Annotated in this window: 17 protein-coding genes; 3 read left to right on the top strand and 14 right to left on the bottom strand. The window is 41.5% G+C overall.

Annotated elements, in window-relative coordinates:
* The 9 genes from ACSLP7_RS07020 to ACSLP7_RS06980 form a co-directional block, all read right to left on the bottom strand.
* Nucleotides 1-468 (bottom strand): GDP-mannose 4,6-dehydratase (locus ACSLP7_RS07020; RefSeq protein WP_435578641.1); only part of this gene is annotated, 468 nt, incomplete at its 3' end.
* A complete protein-coding gene (locus tag ACSLP7_RS07015; RefSeq protein ID WP_435578640.1) occupies nt 468-1,778 on the bottom strand; it encodes a UDP-glucose dehydrogenase family protein in 1,311 nt (436 codons plus the stop codon). The genes ACSLP7_RS07015 and ACSLP7_RS07020, both read right to left, overlap by 1 nt.
* An 8-nt stretch (nt 1,779-1,786) precedes the next feature.
* The gene (locus ACSLP7_RS07010; RefSeq protein WP_435578639.1) at nt 1,787-2,545 is read right to left on the bottom strand and encodes a WecB/TagA/CpsF family glycosyltransferase; all 759 of its coding nucleotides are present in this window, start codon (nt 2,543-2,545) and stop codon (nt 1,787-1,789) included.
* A 133-nt stretch (nt 2,546-2,678) separates the two neighbouring features.
* A complete protein-coding gene (locus tag ACSLP7_RS07005; RefSeq protein ID WP_435578638.1) occupies nt 2,679-4,115 on the bottom strand; it encodes a B12-binding domain-containing radical SAM protein in 1,437 nt (478 codons plus the stop codon).
* 69 nt (nt 4,116-4,184) lie between these two features.
* Nucleotides 4,185-5,339 (bottom strand): hypothetical protein, encoded by a 1,155-nt coding sequence (locus tag ACSLP7_RS07000; RefSeq protein WP_435578637.1) that lies wholly within the window; start codon nt 5,337-5,339, stop codon nt 4,185-4,187.
* A 17-nt stretch (nt 5,340-5,356) separates the two neighbouring features.
* Nucleotides 5,357-6,442: a glycosyltransferase family 4 protein gene (locus ACSLP7_RS06995; RefSeq protein WP_435578636.1), complete on the bottom strand. Its 1,086-nt coding sequence runs from the start codon at nt 6,440-6,442 to the stop codon at nt 5,357-5,359.
* On the bottom strand, nt 6,435-7,637 hold the full coding sequence (locus ACSLP7_RS06990; RefSeq protein ID WP_435578635.1) for a hypothetical protein: 1,203 nt from the start codon (nt 7,635-7,637) through the stop codon (nt 6,435-6,437). Before ACSLP7_RS06990 ends, ACSLP7_RS06995 begins: the two co-directional genes overlap by 8 nt.
* The gene (locus tag ACSLP7_RS06985; protein WP_435578634.1) at nt 7,634-8,365 is read right to left on the bottom strand and encodes a LamG-like jellyroll fold domain-containing protein; all 732 of its coding nucleotides are present in this window, start codon (nt 8,363-8,365) and stop codon (nt 7,634-7,636) included. Before ACSLP7_RS06985 ends, ACSLP7_RS06990 begins: the two co-directional genes overlap by 4 nt.
* Nucleotides 8,366-8,375: 10 nt before the next feature.
* Nucleotides 8,376-9,617 (bottom strand): O-antigen ligase family protein, encoded by a 1,242-nt coding sequence (locus ACSLP7_RS06980; RefSeq protein ID WP_435578633.1) that lies wholly within the window; start codon nt 9,615-9,617, stop codon nt 8,376-8,378.
* Nucleotides 9,618-9,850: 233 nt separating this feature from the next.
* On the opposite strand from ACSLP7_RS06980, the gene ACSLP7_RS06975 reads away from it, so the two are divergent.
* Genes ACSLP7_RS06975 through ACSLP7_RS06965 form a run of 3 tightly spaced genes read left to right on the top strand, consistent with a single transcriptional unit; the run spans nt 9,851 to nt 12,829 of the window.
* Nucleotides 9,851-11,167: an MATE family efflux transporter gene (locus ACSLP7_RS06975; RefSeq protein ID WP_435578632.1), complete on the top strand. Its 1,317-nt coding sequence runs from the start codon at nt 9,851-9,853 to the stop codon at nt 11,165-11,167.
* The gene (locus ACSLP7_RS06970) at nt 11,164-11,985 is read left to right on the top strand and encodes a sulfotransferase family protein (RefSeq protein WP_435578631.1); all 822 of its coding nucleotides are present in this window, start codon (nt 11,164-11,166) and stop codon (nt 11,983-11,985) included. Before ACSLP7_RS06975 ends, ACSLP7_RS06970 begins: the two co-directional genes overlap by 4 nt.
* On the top strand, nt 11,969-12,829 hold the full coding sequence (locus tag ACSLP7_RS06965; protein WP_435578630.1) for a polysaccharide deacetylase family protein: 861 nt from the start codon (nt 11,969-11,971) through the stop codon (nt 12,827-12,829). Before ACSLP7_RS06970 ends, ACSLP7_RS06965 begins: the two co-directional genes overlap by 17 nt.
* On the opposite strand, the gene ACSLP7_RS06960 is transcribed toward ACSLP7_RS06965, so the two are convergent.
* The 5 genes from ACSLP7_RS06960 to ACSLP7_RS06940 are packed head-to-tail and all read right to left on the bottom strand — an operon-like array spanning nt 12,826 to nt 19,370.
* Nucleotides 12,826-13,602 carry a heparin lyase I family protein gene (locus ACSLP7_RS06960; protein ID WP_435578629.1) on the bottom strand — a complete coding sequence of 259 codons (777 nt, stop codon included), beginning with the start codon at nt 13,600-13,602 and terminating at the stop codon, nt 12,826-12,828. The two genes, ACSLP7_RS06965 and ACSLP7_RS06960, sit on opposite strands and share 4 nt — an antisense overlap.
* A gap of 13 nt (nt 13,603-13,615) precedes the next feature.
* Entirely contained in the window at nt 13,616-15,052 is a 1,437-nt protein-coding gene (locus tag ACSLP7_RS06955) for a hypothetical protein (RefSeq protein WP_435578628.1), read from the bottom strand.
* Nucleotides 15,053-15,061: 9 nt separating this feature from the next.
* On the bottom strand, nt 15,062-16,516 hold the full coding sequence (locus ACSLP7_RS06950) for a hypothetical protein (protein ID WP_435578627.1): 1,455 nt from the start codon (nt 16,514-16,516) through the stop codon (nt 15,062-15,064).
* Entirely contained in the window at nt 16,513-17,931 is a 1,419-nt protein-coding gene (locus ACSLP7_RS06945) for a hypothetical protein (RefSeq protein WP_435578626.1), read from the bottom strand. Before ACSLP7_RS06945 ends, ACSLP7_RS06950 begins: the two co-directional genes overlap by 4 nt.
* Nucleotides 17,931-19,370 (bottom strand): MBOAT family O-acyltransferase, encoded by a 1,440-nt coding sequence (locus ACSLP7_RS06940; protein WP_435578625.1) that lies wholly within the window; start codon nt 19,368-19,370, stop codon nt 17,931-17,933. Before ACSLP7_RS06940 ends, ACSLP7_RS06945 begins: the two co-directional genes overlap by 1 nt.
* Nucleotides 19,371-19,376 lie beyond the last annotated feature (6 nt).

Raw genomic sequence — 19,376 nt, 5'->3', positions numbered from 1 at the left:
GGACTCCTGAAAGCGTTTGGCCTCGTCATAAACCCCTCTTGGCCCAATGGTATTTACATTTCCGTAGTAATCTTCACTCTGCGGATGCACCAAAGGATCGCCATAAACCTCACTGGTAGAAGCAATGAGGATTCGAGCCTTTTTCTCCTTAGCCAATCCGAGCAAATTGTGCGTGCCCAAAGAACCTACTTTTAAGGTCTGGATAGGGATCTTTAAATAGTCGATTGGACTGGCCGGAGAGGCAAAGTGCAGTATATAATCCAAGCGGCCCGCCACATGTACAAAAGTGGTCACATCGTGGTGGTAAAACTCAAAGCGCTCCTTTCCAAAAAGGTGCTCGATGTTTTTGAGATCGCCCGTGATTAAGTTATCCATGGCAACCACTCTAAAGCCTTCTGCTATAAAGCGATCACACAGGTGAGAACCTAAAAATCCGGCGGCACCAGTGATTAATACGCGTTTGGTCATTAACTGATTTCTTTTCGGCCCACCGAAATATAGTGAAATCCTTCAATAGCCATTTCATTCACGTCATACAAATTACGCCCGTCAAAGATTACAGGGTGATTCAGATTATCTTTAAGTGTATTGAGGTTTGGAGTTCTAAAAATGCTCCATTCGGTGTTGATGATCAAAGCATCCGCATTCTCAGTAGCCTCGTACATAGAGTTTGCAAATTTGATCTTATCTCCCACCTTAGCCTTCACATTTGGCATAGCCTCTGGGTCAAAGGCGGTAATGGTTGCTCCCAATTCCAAAAGCGCATCGATCATATAAAGTGACGGTGCTTCTCGGATATCGTCCGTTTCTGGTTTGAAAGCCAATCCCCAAAAAGCAAAATGCTTTCCAGCAACTTGATCTTTGAAGTATCTTTTAATCTTAGGCACCATAGACACCTTTTGAGCGTCGTTCACTCCAATTACGGCATCCAAGATCTCAAAGTTGTATCCAGCATCCTTCCCAGCCTTATGTAGGGCCTTTACGTCCTTAGGAAAGCAAGATCCTCCGTACCCGATTCCAGGGAATAAAAAGCGGTTTCCGATACGAGAGTCAGATCCCATTCCGGCACGCACCTTATCTACATCAGCACCTACAAGCTCGCAGTAATTTGCTACCTCGTTCATAAAGGTGATCTTAGTAGCTAAGAATGAGTTTGCAGCGTATTTAGTAAGCTCTGCGGATTTTTCATCCATTACAATGATCGGATTGCCGGATCGAACAAATGGCGCGTACAAGCGTTGCATCTCTTTGATCGCTTTTTCATCGGTAGCACCAATAACGATACGTTCTGGCTTCATGAAATCATCTACAGCGAAACCTTCGCGTAAGAATTCCGGGTTAGAAACCACGGCAAATGGAACATCTGTTTGGGCAGAGATGGTCTGTTCTACTAAATCAGCCGTTCCCACAGGTACTGTACTCTTATCTACAATGATCTTATAGGTTTTTAGTTGCTTTCCAATGTCTTCTGCCACGCGGAGCACATAAGAAAGGTCTGCAGAACCATCTTCATCTTCTGGTGTTGGCAATGCCAAGAACACTATATCTGCGTGGTCTAGACCTTCACTGAGTTCAGTAGTGAAACGCAGACGTCCGGCTTTAATATTTCTGTCAAAAATTACATCCAAATGCGGTTCGTAGATAGGAACTTCTCCGTTGCGCATACGATTTACTTTATCCACATCGATATCCACGCAAAAAACGTCGTTGCCAGTCTCTGCCAAGCAGGTTCCGGTCACCAATCCAACGTATCCTGTTCCAATTACAGCTATCTTCATTTGCTCTTTTATTTTTTTTCGGGTTTTCCCCTGAATTTCTCGGTCAAAACTAATACAATAAACTTAAAATTGCCCACCAAATAACGTTTCCACATACGGCCGGGTTCTTGCAAGAATCTGTAGAACCATTCCAGGCCAGAATTCTGCATCCACAACGGTGCGCGTTTGGTCACTCCAGCAACTACGTCAAAACTACCACCAACGCCCATGATCATATTCACCGCAGCTAGGGCTTCACGGTTCTGATACAGGAAGTTCTCCTTGATGGGAGATGTAATAGCTACAAACAAAATCTGCGCTCCACTGGCAGCGATATCCGCGGCAATTTGCGGCTCGTCTTGCTTAGAGAAATAGCCGTTTCGGTATCCGGCAACCAGATCCTCGCCGTATTTCTCTTTGTAAATAGACACCACTTTACTCACCACCTCCTCTTTAGCTCCAAAGAGATAGATCTTGTAGTTCTTCTGATGGGCGAGCTCCACAAGTTTCCCCATAAGATCAATCCCTGCTACGCGCTCTTTTAAAGGCTGCTTTAGGAATTTAGACGCCCAGATCACGGCCTGGCCATCTGCGTTGATCAAATCGGAATTATTAACACTCTCACGCAGCTCAGGGTCGGACTGCATCTTGACGATCTTTCCGGCGTTAACGGCAACGTGATGTATTTGCTTGCGATCTGCAATGGCCTGATCCACTAGGGCAAGGGTCTGCTCCATGTCCAGATTGTGAATCTGGGTATTTAGCATGTGGATTTTTCTGGCAGTCATGCAGTTCAATTGAGGGCTCGCCGGCAAAAATACGAAATCAGCACCAGCTGGCAGGCATAAATTTCGAGGAGTTCTATGCCTTCTAAAAACTGCAGGTAAAACCCTACTCAAACTAGGGTTTTGAAGCGTTTATTTACATCACGCCATCAAAGGCTCGAGCATCTTCATTAAGCTTCTTGGAATTGATCTGGTGCACGACCTTGATGATCCCTTTCTTGTATTTCAAATAAGCGCGCGAACGGTATAGATGATTGATCTGTCGAGCATAGACTTGCTTGCGCTCCTCAGCCGTAAGTTCATCAATAATTGGCGTCTGATCATACATTTGGAAGCGACACAATTTGATCCGCTCAAAGCAGTGTGCATTCTTCTCCAGAAATTCTAGGGTTTGCTTTAAGTCTGAGGCCTTCTCGTCTCGATAACCGATAAACATGGTTGCCCTTAGACTGATCCCCGCTGCGTGCACATCATTGACAAACTGATCCAGTCGCGCTACAGTGGTTCCTTTTTGCATATCGTCTAACAGCCGCTGTGAGGCCGTTTCCAAACCAAAGGAAATTCGAGTCAAACCGGCCTTTTTGGCCTTCATTAAAGTAGCTCCGTCCAAGCCATTGCGCTTCCTGTTATCAACGTGAACAGAACAGAACCAGATCGGATCATCTACAATTTGAGGAAGTCCATCAATCACACTATTCCAAACCTCTACATTGGAGTTCATTTTTAGATCTGTAAAGGCAAAGATATTGGTGTTGACCTGCTCACTAAGAGCCTTGAGATCTGCCAAAACCTTCTGTGAAGATTGCGAGCGATAGGAACGCCCGTTGACCAAAACCACATCGCTGCAAAAGTTGCATTTGCCCCAACTGCAACCGCGACCGGTCATATAGGGTATGATTCTGTTTGGGTATTTGTCCCAAGGAAAATCATGGTAATCGGGAACTGGTAATTGTTCCAGATGTTTGAAGATATATGCGTTGCTTACTGCGGATTTTTCTCGGGAATACACCCCGGGATATTTGTAGATGTCCTCTCCTTGAAAATAATCATGAAGTAGTTTGCCCAGATAATCATCTATCTCACTACCGACGACAAACTCCACGCCATCTATGCTTAAAAACTGATCTACATGAGACTGTAAATTAAAGGCAGGGCCCCCGACAATCACTGGAATCCCTTGCCTTGTAGCTTCTTTAACCACCTTTTCACAAATGCTGAAGTTCTCTGTATACGTTGAGATTAGCAGCAAGTCTGTGTTTGGATCCAAACGCTCAATGACAAAGTTGGACAAGCGGCTTTTGTTCATAAATCGCTCTCTGATATAAGGCAACTTCTGAGCAAGTTCAATCGCCCATCGAACTGACTTGCGCTGACTAAAAATCAAACGGGTTTTATAGTAGTCAAACTTAGTTTCAACTTTTTCCCTTTCGCGATATTTAATGCCGTTGCTCAAAGGACTTATAAACTCCAGATCAAAACCAGCGTCACGAATGTATCGAGCCACCAAACCCATAGAAATAGTTGGGTAATAGGAGAAGTTGTTAAGGTCAACTAGTGTGATTCGTTTGGCCATACTTGCACTCTTGAAGGATTAGTCCCTTCAAGTTAGTAAAGAATTTTAAATAAGCCAATTATGGAATTTTTACCCTTGAGCTTGTTTGATGGCTAATTTGATCGACAACAAAAACAGCGGCACACTGGTGTAGATAAAAAAGTTCCCCGCAAATAGAACCATAAGCCCGAGGATTAAAAAATAGGCCAACTGGGGCCAAGTGAGCTTGAAATCAAAATAAGTCTTCAAATACGTAAAAAGATAGATCAGCCCGCCAAAGATTCCCCAGAAAAAGAAAAGGTCGATTAAATCGAGTTGCGAACGCAGGGAGAAATCCGAAACACCTCCAAAAAGGTAGTTGCTCCACTGCCAATTGTCCGTGACATAAGGCAAGGTTTGAGTGACCAATAACTGATCGCGATAGGAAAGTAAGGCAGACCAAAAGCCTTCTTGTTCTCTGATCTGAGCAAACTCTGGAACCTGATAGAGTAAAATATACAGGGCTCCAATCAAGCAAAGTAAACCGACTGGCAATAGGAATTTCCAATACTTCTTGTAATGATCAAATAATATCAAAAGCCCAAAAAGAACCATTCCAAGGTATAGACTTTTTGTACCGGCTAAGGCGCTTCCCACCACAACTATCCAAAAACGCCATTGCCTCAGCGCCGCTATTCCATAATGAAAATAATAGTATCCAAGGGCGGCAAAAAAGGCATAAGAAGCTGTTGAAGAAGTCACTAAAAAACCATTGTATCCAAAACGGTCTCCCATATAGGTATGAACTACATACCAATCAGCAGCCATTCCGACTAAAACAAACAGCAAATTCAGCACAAAGAACCACTCAAAGAGTTTGAAAAAGCTATGCAAGCCGTCCTTATCTGTCGGGTAACTGGCAAAAAATCCGAAGAACACTAAAGGCAACACAAAACGGCCAAGAGTTAACCAATTGGCATAAGAGAAAGCGGGGTCCAAAGTGAACTGACCCGCTAAAAAGATTCCAAATAGTGCGCAGAGCAACAAAATAAGGCGTTTGTTGGATTTAAAATTCAGCAATAAACCGAGTAGCATGGCAATCAAAACAATGCCTTTAAAGCCTTTTTGTAGGTCACTTGATGCAGCGGAATACCGCAAGAATTTGGAATAGAATTCCACCGCCAAAAAACTCAACATTACAACAACTGGCGCCCAGCGCTTTAGCACTGTAGCAGCTGTATTTGTTTTGTTGTTGGTCTTTTCCATAAACGAAATCGTCTGGCTTAGGAATCCAGGTTCAAGCTGTTGGCGATAATTCTTTCTGCCTCAGTTACGTCGTAGTTTTTGATTTTTTCTGAAGCCTGCATCATGGCATTAATACTCGCCTTATCCTTGAAGCAATGGATGAGTTTTTTCGACAGGTCTTCAGCGTCTTGAGCCTTAAATAAGACCTTATTGTCAAAGTCTTCCAATAAATTCTGATTCTCTTGGATGTCTGAAGACAAGATAGCCATTTTAGCTGCGATCGCTTCTTTTAGTACGATAGGAGAGTTTTCAAAATACGAAGGGAACACAAACACCGAACAACGCTTAAATTGCTCAAATTTCTCCTGTCCCATCTGGGGGCCGTGAAATCGAAATTGTGACAGTTGATGATCCTGAATCATTTGATTCATCTCTTGTTCAAATGCCGCATTCTCAAAGGCGCCAAGTACCTCAATGGTCAAGCCACTGAGCTCGTCTTTTGCTAAAGCTACTGCCTCTACAAGAGTTTTAAAGCCCTTTTTTTCAGACAGTCGCCCTACGTAAAGGAACTTGTGCTCTTTTTGACTGATCTGATTGTCAAAATCACTGTAGGTGACAAAATTTTCGAGAACCACCAGTTTTTCTGGCTTTATATACTTTGCATAAAACTGACGGTGATGTTTCTCTGACAGTACAAAAACAACATCTCCCAAGCCCACGATCTTAGTAAAAAGCTTGAGTTTAAAACCGCTTAAAAACAAATCTCCACTGGTCTTGGCATGCAAATGCACCACCAACTGCCCGGGTTTTAATTTGAGCAGTAAGATATAAACCGCTTCACGTACAAAGGAAATATTAGGCACTACAAAAACATTAGCAACGGCGATTCGATTCTTAAAAATGAATCCGAGAAACTTCCCAATGTTCTTAATAAAGTGGCCCATCTCGCTCAGACCTTTGCGTTTGTAGAGATCTGCGTTGATGCTTTTCTTGGAGTTGTCCAAAGTAATGATTTCATGCTTTGGTGCCAGACGCTGCACGATCTCTTGTGCTCGTATATTGGCCAAGGCTACACCACCAACTGGCGGCGGTAGAGGTCCTATAAAAGCGATCTTTTTAGCCAAAGGAGAACTTGCCTTTTAGGTGTTGAACATAAATGAACGCTAAAAAGGTGAAGAGCCAATAGCTAGCCAAAGCTCGTACCGCAAAGCCATTGCTGATGGCTGAGGTCAGTAGATAGCCCACAATGAGCACCACGAATATGATGTGACTGCGTCTTACTAAAAACAAAAACGAGAGAATCAGCAGAATAAATACCAGCAGATAGATCGCTCCATTTTCTACAAAAAAGGTCAGATAATCATTGTGTGATCCTTTGGTGTCATACCACCATTCTGTAGTTCTCACGTAATCCGCTCCCCGGCCCCGTCCAAAGAGGTATTCCGTAAAGGTGTAATCTTTTAAAATTTCGAACTTCTTGGTGTACATCGTGAGGCGACCTGATGAGAATCGGTCAAAATCGAAACCTTGAAGACTCGGTATGACCACTAAGGCCAATACCGGTGCCAAGACCACCAGCCTAACATAGGCGTTCTTGATAAAATCGTCCCTTAAATAAAGAGCAACGGCAATATACAGCAGGTAAAAAACCATAATGGTTCTAACGCCATAACCTAAGGCCAGGAAAGCAAAACTCAATCCGAAGAACCCTATAAGAACAAAGATATTTTTACGTAAAAAATAAGAGGCTACCACAAAGCAAATAGTCAAGACATAACTGTGGGTGTGCAAACCAGAAAAATAAACCGGCAATCGGTAGGCACCGCGATTAAAACTCTCATTAAAGATCAATAAAGCAATGACAATCAGCACGCTAAAAAACACTAGGGCCTTTTTGAGTAAGCCTTCCATGCTATTTCCCGTTCGTTTATAATGCACCACTAAAACACAGAAAAAGAAGATAGGCGCTGCGATCTTTAGTGTATACTTAATGGATCCTAAAAAGTCTTGTTCTGTGGTGAACATAGTGATGAGGTTGAGTCCCAACATCACCCCGATCAAAAGCAAGGGAAGGCGCAGAACCCCTAAAGAACGGTAGCTCAAAGCCAGATAGGAAACCATGGCTGGCAAAAGAGCAAATTCAATCATCTCTGAGGTGTTTTTAGGCAGCCCCAGTGGGTTGAATTTTAGATAGTTAGGGAATAAGTTTCGCAACCACCACCCCAATTCTACGTTCAAGTATGAAAACAAGAATTTAAGGGCCATTAGGGTTAAAATCAGCCCAAAAAGTTTGGTGTATATGTCTATTTTCTTGCTCAATTGTCGAGGTTAAATTTACTCAATTCAAAAGCATCGTTAAAAGCCTTTATTTCTGGATAGGTCTTAACACTCAAAGAATAGATCTCATCAGGCGACAAGGTCTTTGCAAACACCTGCAAATTCCTGATGTTTCCAGTAAATTGATTTACATAATCTCCGGAGGTATTTAGGACTCCGAGCAAAATCCGATCGAATTGAAGTTTCGTATCGGAATCGAAATCAAAATCTTGGTAGCGTTCGGCATTAACATAGATCTCAACTGTACCCCCTGTCTTATTCACGGAAACAAAATAGAACTTACCCACTTCTAAACGTGGCAAATCATAGTACTGGCGGGATGCTGCATTACCTTGAGCAAAATTCTTTGCGCTGAAAGTATTTGAATTCAAGTTTCCAGTTAATCGGAAACCACCAATACCCAGATTTATATTTACTTGCCTATCCTCTGAATTGTACGCTCGGAGATAGGTTTGGGTGTAATCACCTTTTTCTGAGGTGGAGCGCAACCAAAAAGACAGGTTGAAATCCTCTTGAACAGTCGGAAGCGAATCCAGAACTAGATATGATGGCGTATTTTCCAACCCAAAGCTTGCTCCATCAGTATTGAAGCTCACTGATTGTTGTGAACCGACAACTTCGGAAGTTAAATCAAAAGCATACAATGGAGCCTCAACCGCCACGACTTGGCGTTGTTTGCGAATTCCGGTGCAGCCTACAACTAAGGCCAACAATATTATGCTAAGGCCTCTCATGAGCAAGGAATTTATGGGAACACACAATCATGATAATGAGTAAATATAAGGATACCCCCCATGACCGCTCCAATATGGATTCAGTGAGACCAGCAAGGATAAAAGCAAAGACGAGATAGACCCTAAAGGGATCTCCCAAAGCTGCTCTAAGGAGGAATATCAGCAATAAAACAAAACAGATTCCACCCAACAGACCATAGGTGCTTAAGTACTCCAAAAACTGGTTGTGCGCATTGTAGTTATCATTGTAGGCTTTGCTGTCTAAATTCTCGTAATAGGCGGCCTTGCGATAGCTGTCTTCCGCAGCAGTTCCTGGTCCCAATATGGGGAATTGTTTGAATACCGATACAGAAGCTTCCCAGCGTGTGAATCGATCGTCTTTTTTGCTAAATATCGTGGTCTGTTCAAATACGTTCAAACTATTAAAGAGCCGATCCCTTAGGAAATTGTGATCTTGCCAATAGGCAAGTGTTCCGGCGCCACTCAGAATCAAAACACCTAAGACTATCAATAGATATTTTCTTTGGTGTAGCAGGAAAAAGAAGCTTCCAATTACCAAGGTTAAAATAGCTGTTCGAGCGAGCAAGTTGAATAAGAAAATCAACAATACAGCCATCCATAGGCTATAAACAAATCGTTTTCTTAAAGTGTTGATCTTAAAAGATTCTCTGAGCAAAAAGAAAATGGAAATAGCTGTGAACATGCCCAAATAAGGGGTGTGTATATCAATACGCCCGGAGAGTTCGTGGTAGGCGTATTTTTGGCTGAATAGATCTGCGAGTCCATTACCATCAGCTAATACTGGACCGATAGACAATCCCCAGCAAAGCAAAGCTGCCATAAGCGACCCTAAAGCGAGCGCATACCCCAATTTTCTGGTCGAGTTCTTATAAAATTCTGGACTATGAAAAACTGCTGGAATGATCAATGCTAGCGGTACTAAACGGCCAAGATCTTTCAATCCTCCCTGTAAATCTGAAGTATAGATACATCCTACGGACGCAACGAGCAACGGACTCATTAGCAGCAGTATTGGGACCCAATGTTGCCTTAAAGTGCGCAAGAGACCTTTGGGATCGTTCAATAAGATCTTCAATACAAAGGCGATGAAGAAAATGGTGAATAATAAATTATTGACAAATAAGTTCAACGGCAGAGAGGCCATAGAGCCCAAGAGCAACCACTGCAATACAGTATCGTTCAAAAAGCGATTGTAAAAGGTGATCAACTGGTTCAAATTTGTCTCGAGTAGCTGCTTAATTGCTTACTAGATGCAGTTTTTAGCGAAAGGTTGTTTTCCGCACACAACATTTTAGCTTTGTCTGCCCAAATGTAGTCATTTGCCTCAGGATTTCTAAAATAGCCAGGCAAATCATTGCTGCGACAAATTTGAGTACTTTTGACAAATTTCCGCGCAACCATCGCGGTAAAAAACCATCCAACTAACTAAACAGGTCAGGAGTGTTCTCAAAGCTTTTACAGGGTTTCTCTAAAGACGGCGATATCATTGAATTGGTGCGTAAAGGCAGCTCCTTTTTCTTAATTCGTGCTATTGGACTATTAGCAGGATACGGGTTTACACTTTTTATCTCTAACACCTACGGTGCCGTGGTGAATGGCTTTGTTGCGCTAAGCTTTTCTGTCTTTATTATTGGATCCTTGCTTCCGCGTTTTGGTTTTGATATCAACTTGGTCAAGACCTTTGCTTCACATCGGATTGAAGTGGCCAAACACATCTATCTGAAGGTGGTATCCTTGTCTGCAATAGTTTCAATATCACTTTGCTTGTTGGGAATATTACTCAAAGACACCGTAGCGGATTGGTTAAATATTGAAGAGCCTAAGTACGTGATCTACGGATTCATAGCCCTACCGCTTTGGACTCTTATTCACCTCAACGCAGGAGCGCTTAGAGGACTTAAAAAAATCAAGCAGTTCAGTTTTTTGACTAGTGGCGGTCGTTTCATTTTTGCCTTTTTGGGTTTACTAATCTGCTATTACCTGCTTGGGTTTAAGGATCCTTACATGCCCATTATTGCTCATACAGCTGGCCTTGGAGTATTAATGGTATATTCCTTTTTTAGCCTGTTCCAATCCTTTAACGGAGTTGCTGCTGCATCAGAAATAAAAACCAAGACTTATCTAATAGAATCCTATCCGTTAATGTTTTCTTTAGCTACAATTTTATTGCTGAGTTGGACCGACACCATCTTTTTGGGGGTTTACAGAACTTCTGAAGAGGTTGGTATTTACAACGTGGCTTTTACCTTGGCGGCTTTAGTGAGTTTTACCCTGCATGCCTTGAACAGTATTCTCGCGCCCAAAATTGCCTTGAGTTACAAAGAAAAAAACATGGCGGTTTTTGACAAATTGATCCAAATGACCATTAAGATCAACTTTATATCATCAGTGATCATTGTGGCCGGATTAGTGATATTGAGGGAATTCATTCTAGGCCTATTTGGCGAGGAGTTCATAGCGGGAACTACATTATTAATGATTCTCTGTATCGGTCAATTCTCTAACTCCTTTTGCGGACCTGTAGGGGTAGTATTCCAAATGACAGGAAAACAAAAGGTGTTTCAAAACTTGGTTTTTGTGGCATTTTTGATCAATCTGGCCTTGAATTTTATTCTGATCAAACCTTTAGGATATTACGGAGCGGCAATTAGTAGTATTGCAGGAATGGCCTTTTGGAATTTCGCCGGAGCCTATCTGGTTTGGAAATACTTCAAGATAGTCTTAGTTTTCAATCCGCTGAGTTTGTTTAAAAAATGAAGGTAAATGCTTTTGTTATCGGGGTTCAAAAAGCCGGAACCACTTCTATCTACGAATGGTTGATCCAGCATCCGCAGGTATGTGGTGAGATCTTTCTCAAGGATTATCCTTTTTTCATTGAAGCGGAGTTGTTCCAGCAAGGGCCAGCGATTTTGGAACAGCGTTTTAATTGTTCTAATGAACCTATTCGAATAAGCGGATGTGTAGACTATATAGAAAATCCTGACGCCTTAAAACGCATTGCCGAATACAATCCAGAGGCTAAAATGATTCTGCTGTTGCGTGAACCGGTATCGCGGATTCAGTCGGCTTACAAATTCTTGTCACAATTGGCTAAGGAGGACTCCGCGGATATCAACGAGGCGCTGTCCAAAGATGCTGAATATATGGACCGCAGCTTGTATGCTGAAAAGGTGGCAAAACTCTACAGTATTTTCCCTAAGGAGAATATCAAATTGATCGTCTTTGAGCGTTTGGCCAAAGAACCTGATGCTGTGCTTGAGGAGTTGTTTTCATTCTTAAACATAGAGCAAGGACATCCTATTGAAACATTCGTGGCTAATCCAACGGCCAATGCCCGATTTAAAAGTGTGAACAAGGTTCTTTTTGACAAAGAGAAAAACAAAGGTTTTAGAGCTGTTGTAAAGGCTTTGGTTCCTCCAGCGCTCCGTTTAAAAATTGTCCGTTTTATAAAAGATTCGAACACCAAATCGGCTGCCGTAAATACAGCGAATGATTTGGATGTGCATTACTTGAAACAACTCGAAGCTGACAAAGCTGAACTCAAAAAATACATTGACTTTGAAGCGTATTGGTAAAAATATCATTGTTCAGTTTTTACTGCTGAGTGGAATCGTACGCTTGCGGCGTTATCTCAAACAGCGCAACTCCGTGACCATTTTTATTTTTCACGACCCTGCGCCAAGCGATTTTAACGCCTTTTTACACGCGTTAAATGTTCGTTACAACTTTGTAGGCATGGAAGAGGTAATTCGCGCTAAGAAGGGCGGAAAATTGCATAAGCTACCCAAATATGCAGCGGTAATTACCTTTGACGACGGCCACAAGCAAAATTTTGACCTCGTTGATAGTATAGTGGAGCTTCAAGCCCCAACAACCATTTATGCCTGCAGTGATATTGTCAACACCCAACGGCATTTTTGGAGCAATTACCCTTTGCCCAAGCCCCAAATGGAAGCCATCAAGAGTCTTCCAAATGCAGAGATGCTTGAAAAATTGGCGGCTGTAGGCTATGATAAACAGAAAAACTATCCGGAGCGACAAGCTTTGACCTTAGCAGAAATGCAAGACATGGAGCAAACCGGACTCATCAGTTTTGAATCCCACACCTGCTTCCACCCGATCTTGACCCAATTACCGGACGAGGAGTCGGCCGCTGAGATTGCGGATTCTAAGAAACATCTCGAAACGCTTTTGGACAAAACCATCAGTGGATTTGCCTATCCTAACGGAGACTACTCACAACGGGAAATCGACTATGTAAAAGCAGCTAATTACGACTATGCTGTAACCGTTGAGCATGGGCAGGTAACTACACAATCCGACGATTATAAATTGCCGCGCATCTGTTTGAACGACTTTGGTTCGGTTTCAGAAAATTTGGTGAAGGCCTGCGGAATCTGGAATTATATTAAGCTTTAGCGGTTTTCTATAACGTAATTGAACTCGTCATAATAGACGTGAATGGTATCGTTGGTCAGTTGATTACCATAAAGCCCCATTTTATAATAATTCGGGACGTCGTTATACATATTGCGTCCTTTTAGCTTCGGATCGGCCTTGGCATTGTTGTAATGTGCTAAGTATTTGTCGTTCAACTTTGGAATAGAATAGCCCGTACTATCCATACTCCAGTAGATCTCATTGGAGAACGTATACCAGGTGTCCGGCAACAAGTCCTGATTGAGTTTAATGAACTTCTTCTCATTCTTATACTTATCCTTGAGTCCGTAGGTATACTGCATAACACACTTCTGGTCTGGACCAACGGTTAAGAACAAAGAGACGGGAGGTTTGGATTTGGCGGCATATTCTGCCCATGTTTTGCCTCTTGGCGGCTCATCATGCCATTGCTGGAGCATGATCCAATCGTCTTGAGCCCGGTCTTTAAAAAATTCTTTGGGCAGCATAAATCTAAACGAGTAACTCACCGTATAGCCAATGGTATCTTCCGCTCTTAAAACAAGTTCATTGCGGCGTTTCCCTGCATTGAAATCTTCTGGCAACAAGCCAAACTTGAGACATTTATTGTTCGGATCTTTAGGATCATCAACCACAACAAATCGTGCCGAGTCACTAATCTGTTTGGTATTCCACATAGGGTCATTGGTGTCAAAATTATCCGAATAACTCGCAATTAATTTTTCTTCTTGTTGACAAGCTGAGCAGATCATTAACAGCAGTAATACAGCCAATGCACCTGGTATTTTATTCAAATGTAATTTCATTGATCTTAATTCGTTTTCCGACTACTCCTTGATACTTTTCTTTGTTGTACAACGATAACTCTATCCGCTCAAAGTTTTCAATGTTAGTCGAGATACTAAAATTGAGTTCTTTTAATTCGGTTATCGCAATGTCTGCTTTATCATAGTTCCACCCGCGCTTAGAAAAGCTAGGGTCAACCAAAGATTCTTCTGCTTCTACAGGAATTAATTTAACCAATAATTTATAATCCAAGGCCTTAGATTGCGCAATTTTCTCTTGATCAAATGCTAAAGTAAAATGTATTGTTTTCCCTTTTTTAATGGCCTCCAAAGAGACCGGCACAATATTTTGAGTTAATTCTCCATCCACTGCAGTCTTAAAAAATCGCTCTCGGAGTTCAATATAATCATCCAAAAAACTGGTGTATATCGCCTCTTCATGTGCTTCAAATTCTATCGGGTTCAATGAATAATTCTCATTGATATAGTTTGACAAGAACTTACTAGCTTTGAATGCTCCTTTGACGTTTAAATGCGACTGATCCCGGAAATCTGCAACCCTCAGATCCATTTCATCATACTTGGTGTTCAAATCCAAATAGTTAATCTCATGGTGCTCTGCAATTGCCTCAAGTGCGTCTGAAAAACTCTTGTCCCAATGATACTTCGCTCTGAGATCCGGAGCTGAGATTAATAATACATATTGAGCTTTGGACTTCGCCAAGCGAATTAAATCTATAAGCTCATTATTGGCTTTTTCATCTACTATTTGCGCCTCTGATTTTAGATAATCTTCGCGACTTCTAAAGTCATTGAAAAAAGGTTTTGCAACAGTATCTATTACCAAGGTCCTACCTCTGTAGCCTTTGTAGTAATAGGTGCTGCGCGTCTCTATGGTTTCTAAATTCTCAAGATCGGTAAGATCCATTTCATGCCACTTTGCATGGTTTCTAATCATAGTGGAATACACTCCAGGAATCTCATTGGAATCATAATATTTCAACACTTTGGTGAACTTTTCTAAAGAGAGATTTGATGTCTTGTCTAAGACGCGAAGTTGATATCCCCGGCTTTGATCGTTCATTGGTCCCTTTAATGCAGACGGATATACCTCAATGATCACCAAAGAAGGGTTCATTTGTTTCAAGGCCTTTTGCATTACCATCTTAGTAAACGGCAAGGTTAGTCCGTCAGACCCTAGGTTAAAAGAATGCGTCTTGCTCAGTTTATCAATTACGGCCGGATTGAAGGCGGTAAAAGCATGGGAGCTTCCAAAAATTAATACATCTTGGGGTTGAGCATTAATCTGTTCGTTAAAGTCTGCAATAGTATTATTGAAGTAGTTTTTCGTGGCAAACGAAGCATCCAAGAATTTGAATGCCACAATAAGGGCAGTCAAAAAAATCAATATGGAAATGGTCTTCTTTACCATGAGCATAAAGCTGTTCTAATACTCAAATTTTATATCGTGAATGAAAATTCGCTTTCCAACGGTTCCCTGATATTTTTCTTTGTTATAGAGCAGCATTTCAATCTTTTCTATTCCTCTTATTTTAGTTGGCAGTGAAAAACTTATCGTATCGGTAGTAGTCTCCAATTTAACATCTGTTTTGTCAAATTTCCAACCCCGCTCTATAAACCTTTCAGCAACAAGATCCTCTTGCCCCGCCACCGGATAAATGCGAACAAGCATATTGTATTTCTGAAGCTCTTGGGGATCTGTGATTTCAGTATTAAACTTCATAAAAAAATCAACTTTAGACCCTAGCTGTTTGAGTTGAACAGAGTCTAAAGCCACGTTTTCAAGAAAGGTTTCATTGAGTTTAGTTTTAAACAGACGATCTCGTTTATCCATGTAGTCCCAATTGAAATAGTTAAACATGGTGTCGCGCTGTTGCCAGACCAAATCAGAACGCCGATCATCAAAATTAAAATTGGTGTTCAAATACTCCCCTAAAAAATTGGAGACCTTAATGCTACCACCAATATTAACATGCTGTTCATCATAGTAATCGTCAATGGTCAAGCCCATCTGTTTGTTAAAATCATTCAGGTTCAAATAATCCACTCCTAAACTATCTGTAAATGCTTCCAACTCCTGATAAATTTTATAATCCCGATAAGGTGCTCTAAGTTCAGGCGAAGAAACGATTAAAACCTGCACATCATGCGAACGGGCTTCTTCTACAAAGTCAATTATCAGCTGTTTATTGTCTGTTTTAAGTATGGTCTCAGTGGATTTCACCTCTGGTTGTTTATTGGGAAAATCTGCATATTTCTTTAAGTACTTTTCTTCAGTGACGTTTGCCTTCACCCCTAGAAAACCTTCCGCAAAATAAAAGCGGTCCTCTTCAATATAGCGTCTTCTGTTAAGATCTAGATAGTCTAGTTCATGCCAAAGACCGTGATTTCGATACATTGGTGAGATTGCACCCAAAAAAGCTTCTGCCTTATAATGATTGAACAAATAGTTACCTCGAGGCCATGAAAATGTGGGTAATTCATCCAATACGCGCAGTTGCAGACCAGCAATTTTTTCTGAGTTGTCCTTAAGACGTTTTATATCGCTATCACAATACTCCAGAATTACTAGCTTGGGCTGGGTTTTGCTTAGAACCTCCTTAAGCAGCAGATTACTGACAGAAAGTTTCAATGAGGCTGAGCCTAAATTATAGCTTACCGCACCGATTTTTTGATTGATGATTAAAGGATTGTAAACCGTATAAACATGAGAACTGCCAAATAAAAGTATGTCTGGATCCCCTTCTGAGATCAAATTATTAAACCCGTTATTGGTATTGATAAAATGATGCGGTTGTTTAAAAACATCATTAAAATAGCCCCAGAACACACCAAACGCAGCTAGAAAAACAAAACCCTGTATGTAGCGTTTAAAACTCAAAAAACGTCTCTTAAAATTAAAGGCTGACCCACCACGCCTTTGTAACCAGACCTATCGTAGAGGAAAACACGAATGCGGTCTAAATCATCAATAGTAGAAAAAACCATCACCTCTAGCGCGGCACCTGTATCCTCTAAAAGGCCAGTTCCAATATCAAAATTGCGCCCCTTTGCTTTACTTTCTTCATGCAATTGGTTCTCTTTTCCTTCTTTTGGGTACAAATGAATGCCCAGTTTATATCGTTCCGAATTAGTGCTAGAATCCTTAAAGGTGATCTTAAAGTTCAAGACATGTTTCGCTCTTTTGATAACAAGGGAATCAATTGTAAGAGCTTCCTTTATTTCAAAAGGTTGTTCCAAGACAAATACCTCGTCGCCTCTAAAGTTGGCGGAGAATTCTTTGGCTTTGTCTAAGTAAATCTTTTCTCCAGATCGGTCCAAAATCTCAAAATTCTCTTTGATGAATTTAGCCACCATAGCCGAGGTCTTTTCACTGCCGCGGATGTTCAAATGCGATGCATCTTTAAAGTCTGTTACCTTTAGATCCAGAGCCGCATAAACCTCAGCGCTGTTCATATCAAAATAGGGAATATCATGTTGCTCACAGAAATCTGCGAGTTCCTGGTATAATGCATTGTTTACACTCGCTGCCTTGAGATCTGGGGAAGTCTGCATCATCAAACTAAAACCATAACGCTCGGATAGTGCTACCAGCTCCAGCAAAGCTTCCTTATGTGTTTTTGATAAAAATCTTTGAGATAAATCTACCGAGCGCTCTTTAACTCTAAAATCTGCAAATTCCTTTGAGTCCCCATCAGAAATAGTCTTTCGCGCACCGTAATAACCGTCATAAAACAAGGCCGTCTGCTGGCTAAAATCCTGTTCATTTTCTAAATCAAAATACGATTCTGTATGCCAGTTTTTGTGATTTCGAACTAAGGGTGAATAAACACCAGCAATTTCATTGAAGTTGTAATTGTTTTTTGTGAGCTGCCACTTGGTCGCACTCCAATTACTTGCAAAGTCTAGTGCGCGGAGTTGAAACCCTTTGGATTCATCCGTGATTACAGGTTCCAAAGATCCTCTAAAAACCTCAATAACCACCAACTTTGGCTCGGTGTATTTCAAGGCTTCTTTTAGGATCAAATTTGAAAACTCCAAGCGCATACCATCGGTTCCGAGATTGTAACTAATGGTGTTCGCGTGTTTGTTTATTATATGCGGATTCACAGCGGTATAGATGTGAGAGCTGCCCAAAAAGAGCACATCAATATTGGTTTGCTCTGCCAGTTCATAAAATCCGTTGGCTGTATTCTTAAACTGATGATCACTGGCAAAAACCAGGTCCAAATAACTCCACCCACTAAATATTAGGAGGCAGAAAAATGCTAAACCTATGCCGGTTTTGCGCTTCATTAGAACTGGAAATAAATAAACTCAGAAACACCGTCTTCTCCGTAAATACCGAAGATCAAGATCGTAAATATGATGACCACATAAAGTATTGGTCTGATGAAAAATGGAATCTTGTCCAAGATTTTCACCGCGTTGAATCTGCGGTGGAGCGCATCAAAAACAAGCAGCAATAAAATTGCGATGAGTCCCGCGTAGAACTCAGGTTGTATCAATCCCAAGGCAAAATAATCGGTCTGCTCAGACCAGTCAAAAATCCCTCCAGCTACGTAAAGAGCATCCGCCGTGCTATTAGCTCTAAAAAAGATCCAAGCGAATGAAGCTATAACAAACGTCAAAGGAATGAACACAAGCGTTCCTAAAAGGCCTTTTCTTGAAACTTTTAGACCGTGATTGCTCATTGCTTTTTCAACCACAATGAACAAACCGTGAATGGCTCCCCAGATCACAAAAGTAATGGCGGCGCCGTGCCAAAGTCCACTGACCAAAAACACGATAAACAAGTTGGTGTAAACGCGCAGTTCTTTCTTTCTGCTTCCTCCAAGCGGGATGTATACATAATCTCTAAACCAAGTCGATAAAGATATGTGCCAACGCCTCCAGAATTCCGTAATGGACTTAGAAAAATAAGGAGCGTCAAAGTTTTTCATCAGGTCAAAACCAAGTGTTCTTGCAGCTCCAATTGCAATATCGCTATAGCCAGAAAAATCACAGTAGATCTGAAACGCAAAGGCAATGGTGGCCACAACCAATGCGCCTCCACCATAGCTCTCGGGATCATTGTAAACTTGATTCACCAAAATGCCTAAACGATCTGCGATGACCATTTTTTTAAACAACCCAAAAGCCATCAGCAGTAAACCCGTACGCGCAAATTTGTAGTTGAATTTGTGCGTTACAAAGAACTGCGGCAAAAGGTGTTTTGCGCGTTCAATAGGCCCTGCCACCAACTGTGGAAAGAAGGCAACAAAGGAGAAAAAAGCCAGCATATTCTTGGTGGGCTTGATCTTCCCGTAGTAGATATCTATGGTATAACTCAGGGTCTGAAAAGTGTAGAAACTGATCCCTACGGGCAAAATAATATCTAAAGTAGTCGCTTCAATTTCCCCTCCAAAAAAGCGAAAGCTTTGAACAAAGGAATCAATGAAGAAATTCGCGTATTTGAAGTAAACCAAAAGCCCCAAGTTGGAGATCAGACTTACTAAGAGCAGTGTTTTCCGTTTGGATTTTTTCTCGGTTTCACCAAGAGCTTTACCCACAAAGAAGTCCACGAAAGAACTAAAGATGATCAAGAACAAAAAGCGCCAATCCCACCAGCCGTAAAAGAGATAACTGGCTCCGAGTATCAAAACATTTCTAAGCGTTAATTTTTTAGCGACTATCCAGTATAGCACAAAGAATACTGGAAAGAAAATTGCGAAGTCTAATGAATTGAATAACACGGGTGC

The organism is Gilvibacter sp. (genome assembly GCF_965601605.1).
Lineage (GTDB): Bacteria > Bacteroidota > Bacteroidia > Flavobacteriales > Flavobacteriaceae > Gilvibacter.
Note: the sequence above shows the minus strand (reverse complement) of the source record. Positions and strands in the feature narration are given on the sequence as shown.

Coding starts and splice junctions, on each gene's coding strand:
- ACSLP7_RS06945 (WP_435578626.1), bottom strand. CDS start 17,931: ATGAAGCGCAAAACCGGCATAGGTTTAGCATTTTTCTGCCTCCTAATA.
- ACSLP7_RS06970 (WP_435578631.1), top strand. CDS start 11,164: ATGAAGGTAAATGCTTTTGTTATCGGGGTTCAAAAAGCCGGAACCACT.
- ACSLP7_RS07010 (WP_435578639.1), bottom strand. CDS start 2,545: ATGACTGCCAGAAAAATCCACATGCTAAATACCCAGATTCACAATCTG.
- ACSLP7_RS07015 (WP_435578640.1), bottom strand. CDS start 1,778: ATGAAGATAGCTGTAATTGGAACAGGATACGTTGGATTGGTGACCGGA.
- ACSLP7_RS07005 (WP_435578638.1), bottom strand. CDS start 4,115: ATGGCCAAACGAATCACACTAGTTGACCTTAACAACTTCTCCTATTAC.
- ACSLP7_RS06955 (WP_435578628.1), bottom strand. CDS start 15,052: ATGCTCATGGTAAAGAAGACCATTTCCATATTGATTTTTTTGACTGCC.
- ACSLP7_RS07000 (WP_435578637.1), bottom strand. CDS start 5,339: ATGGAAAAGACCAACAACAAAACAAATACAGCTGCTACAGTGCTAAAG.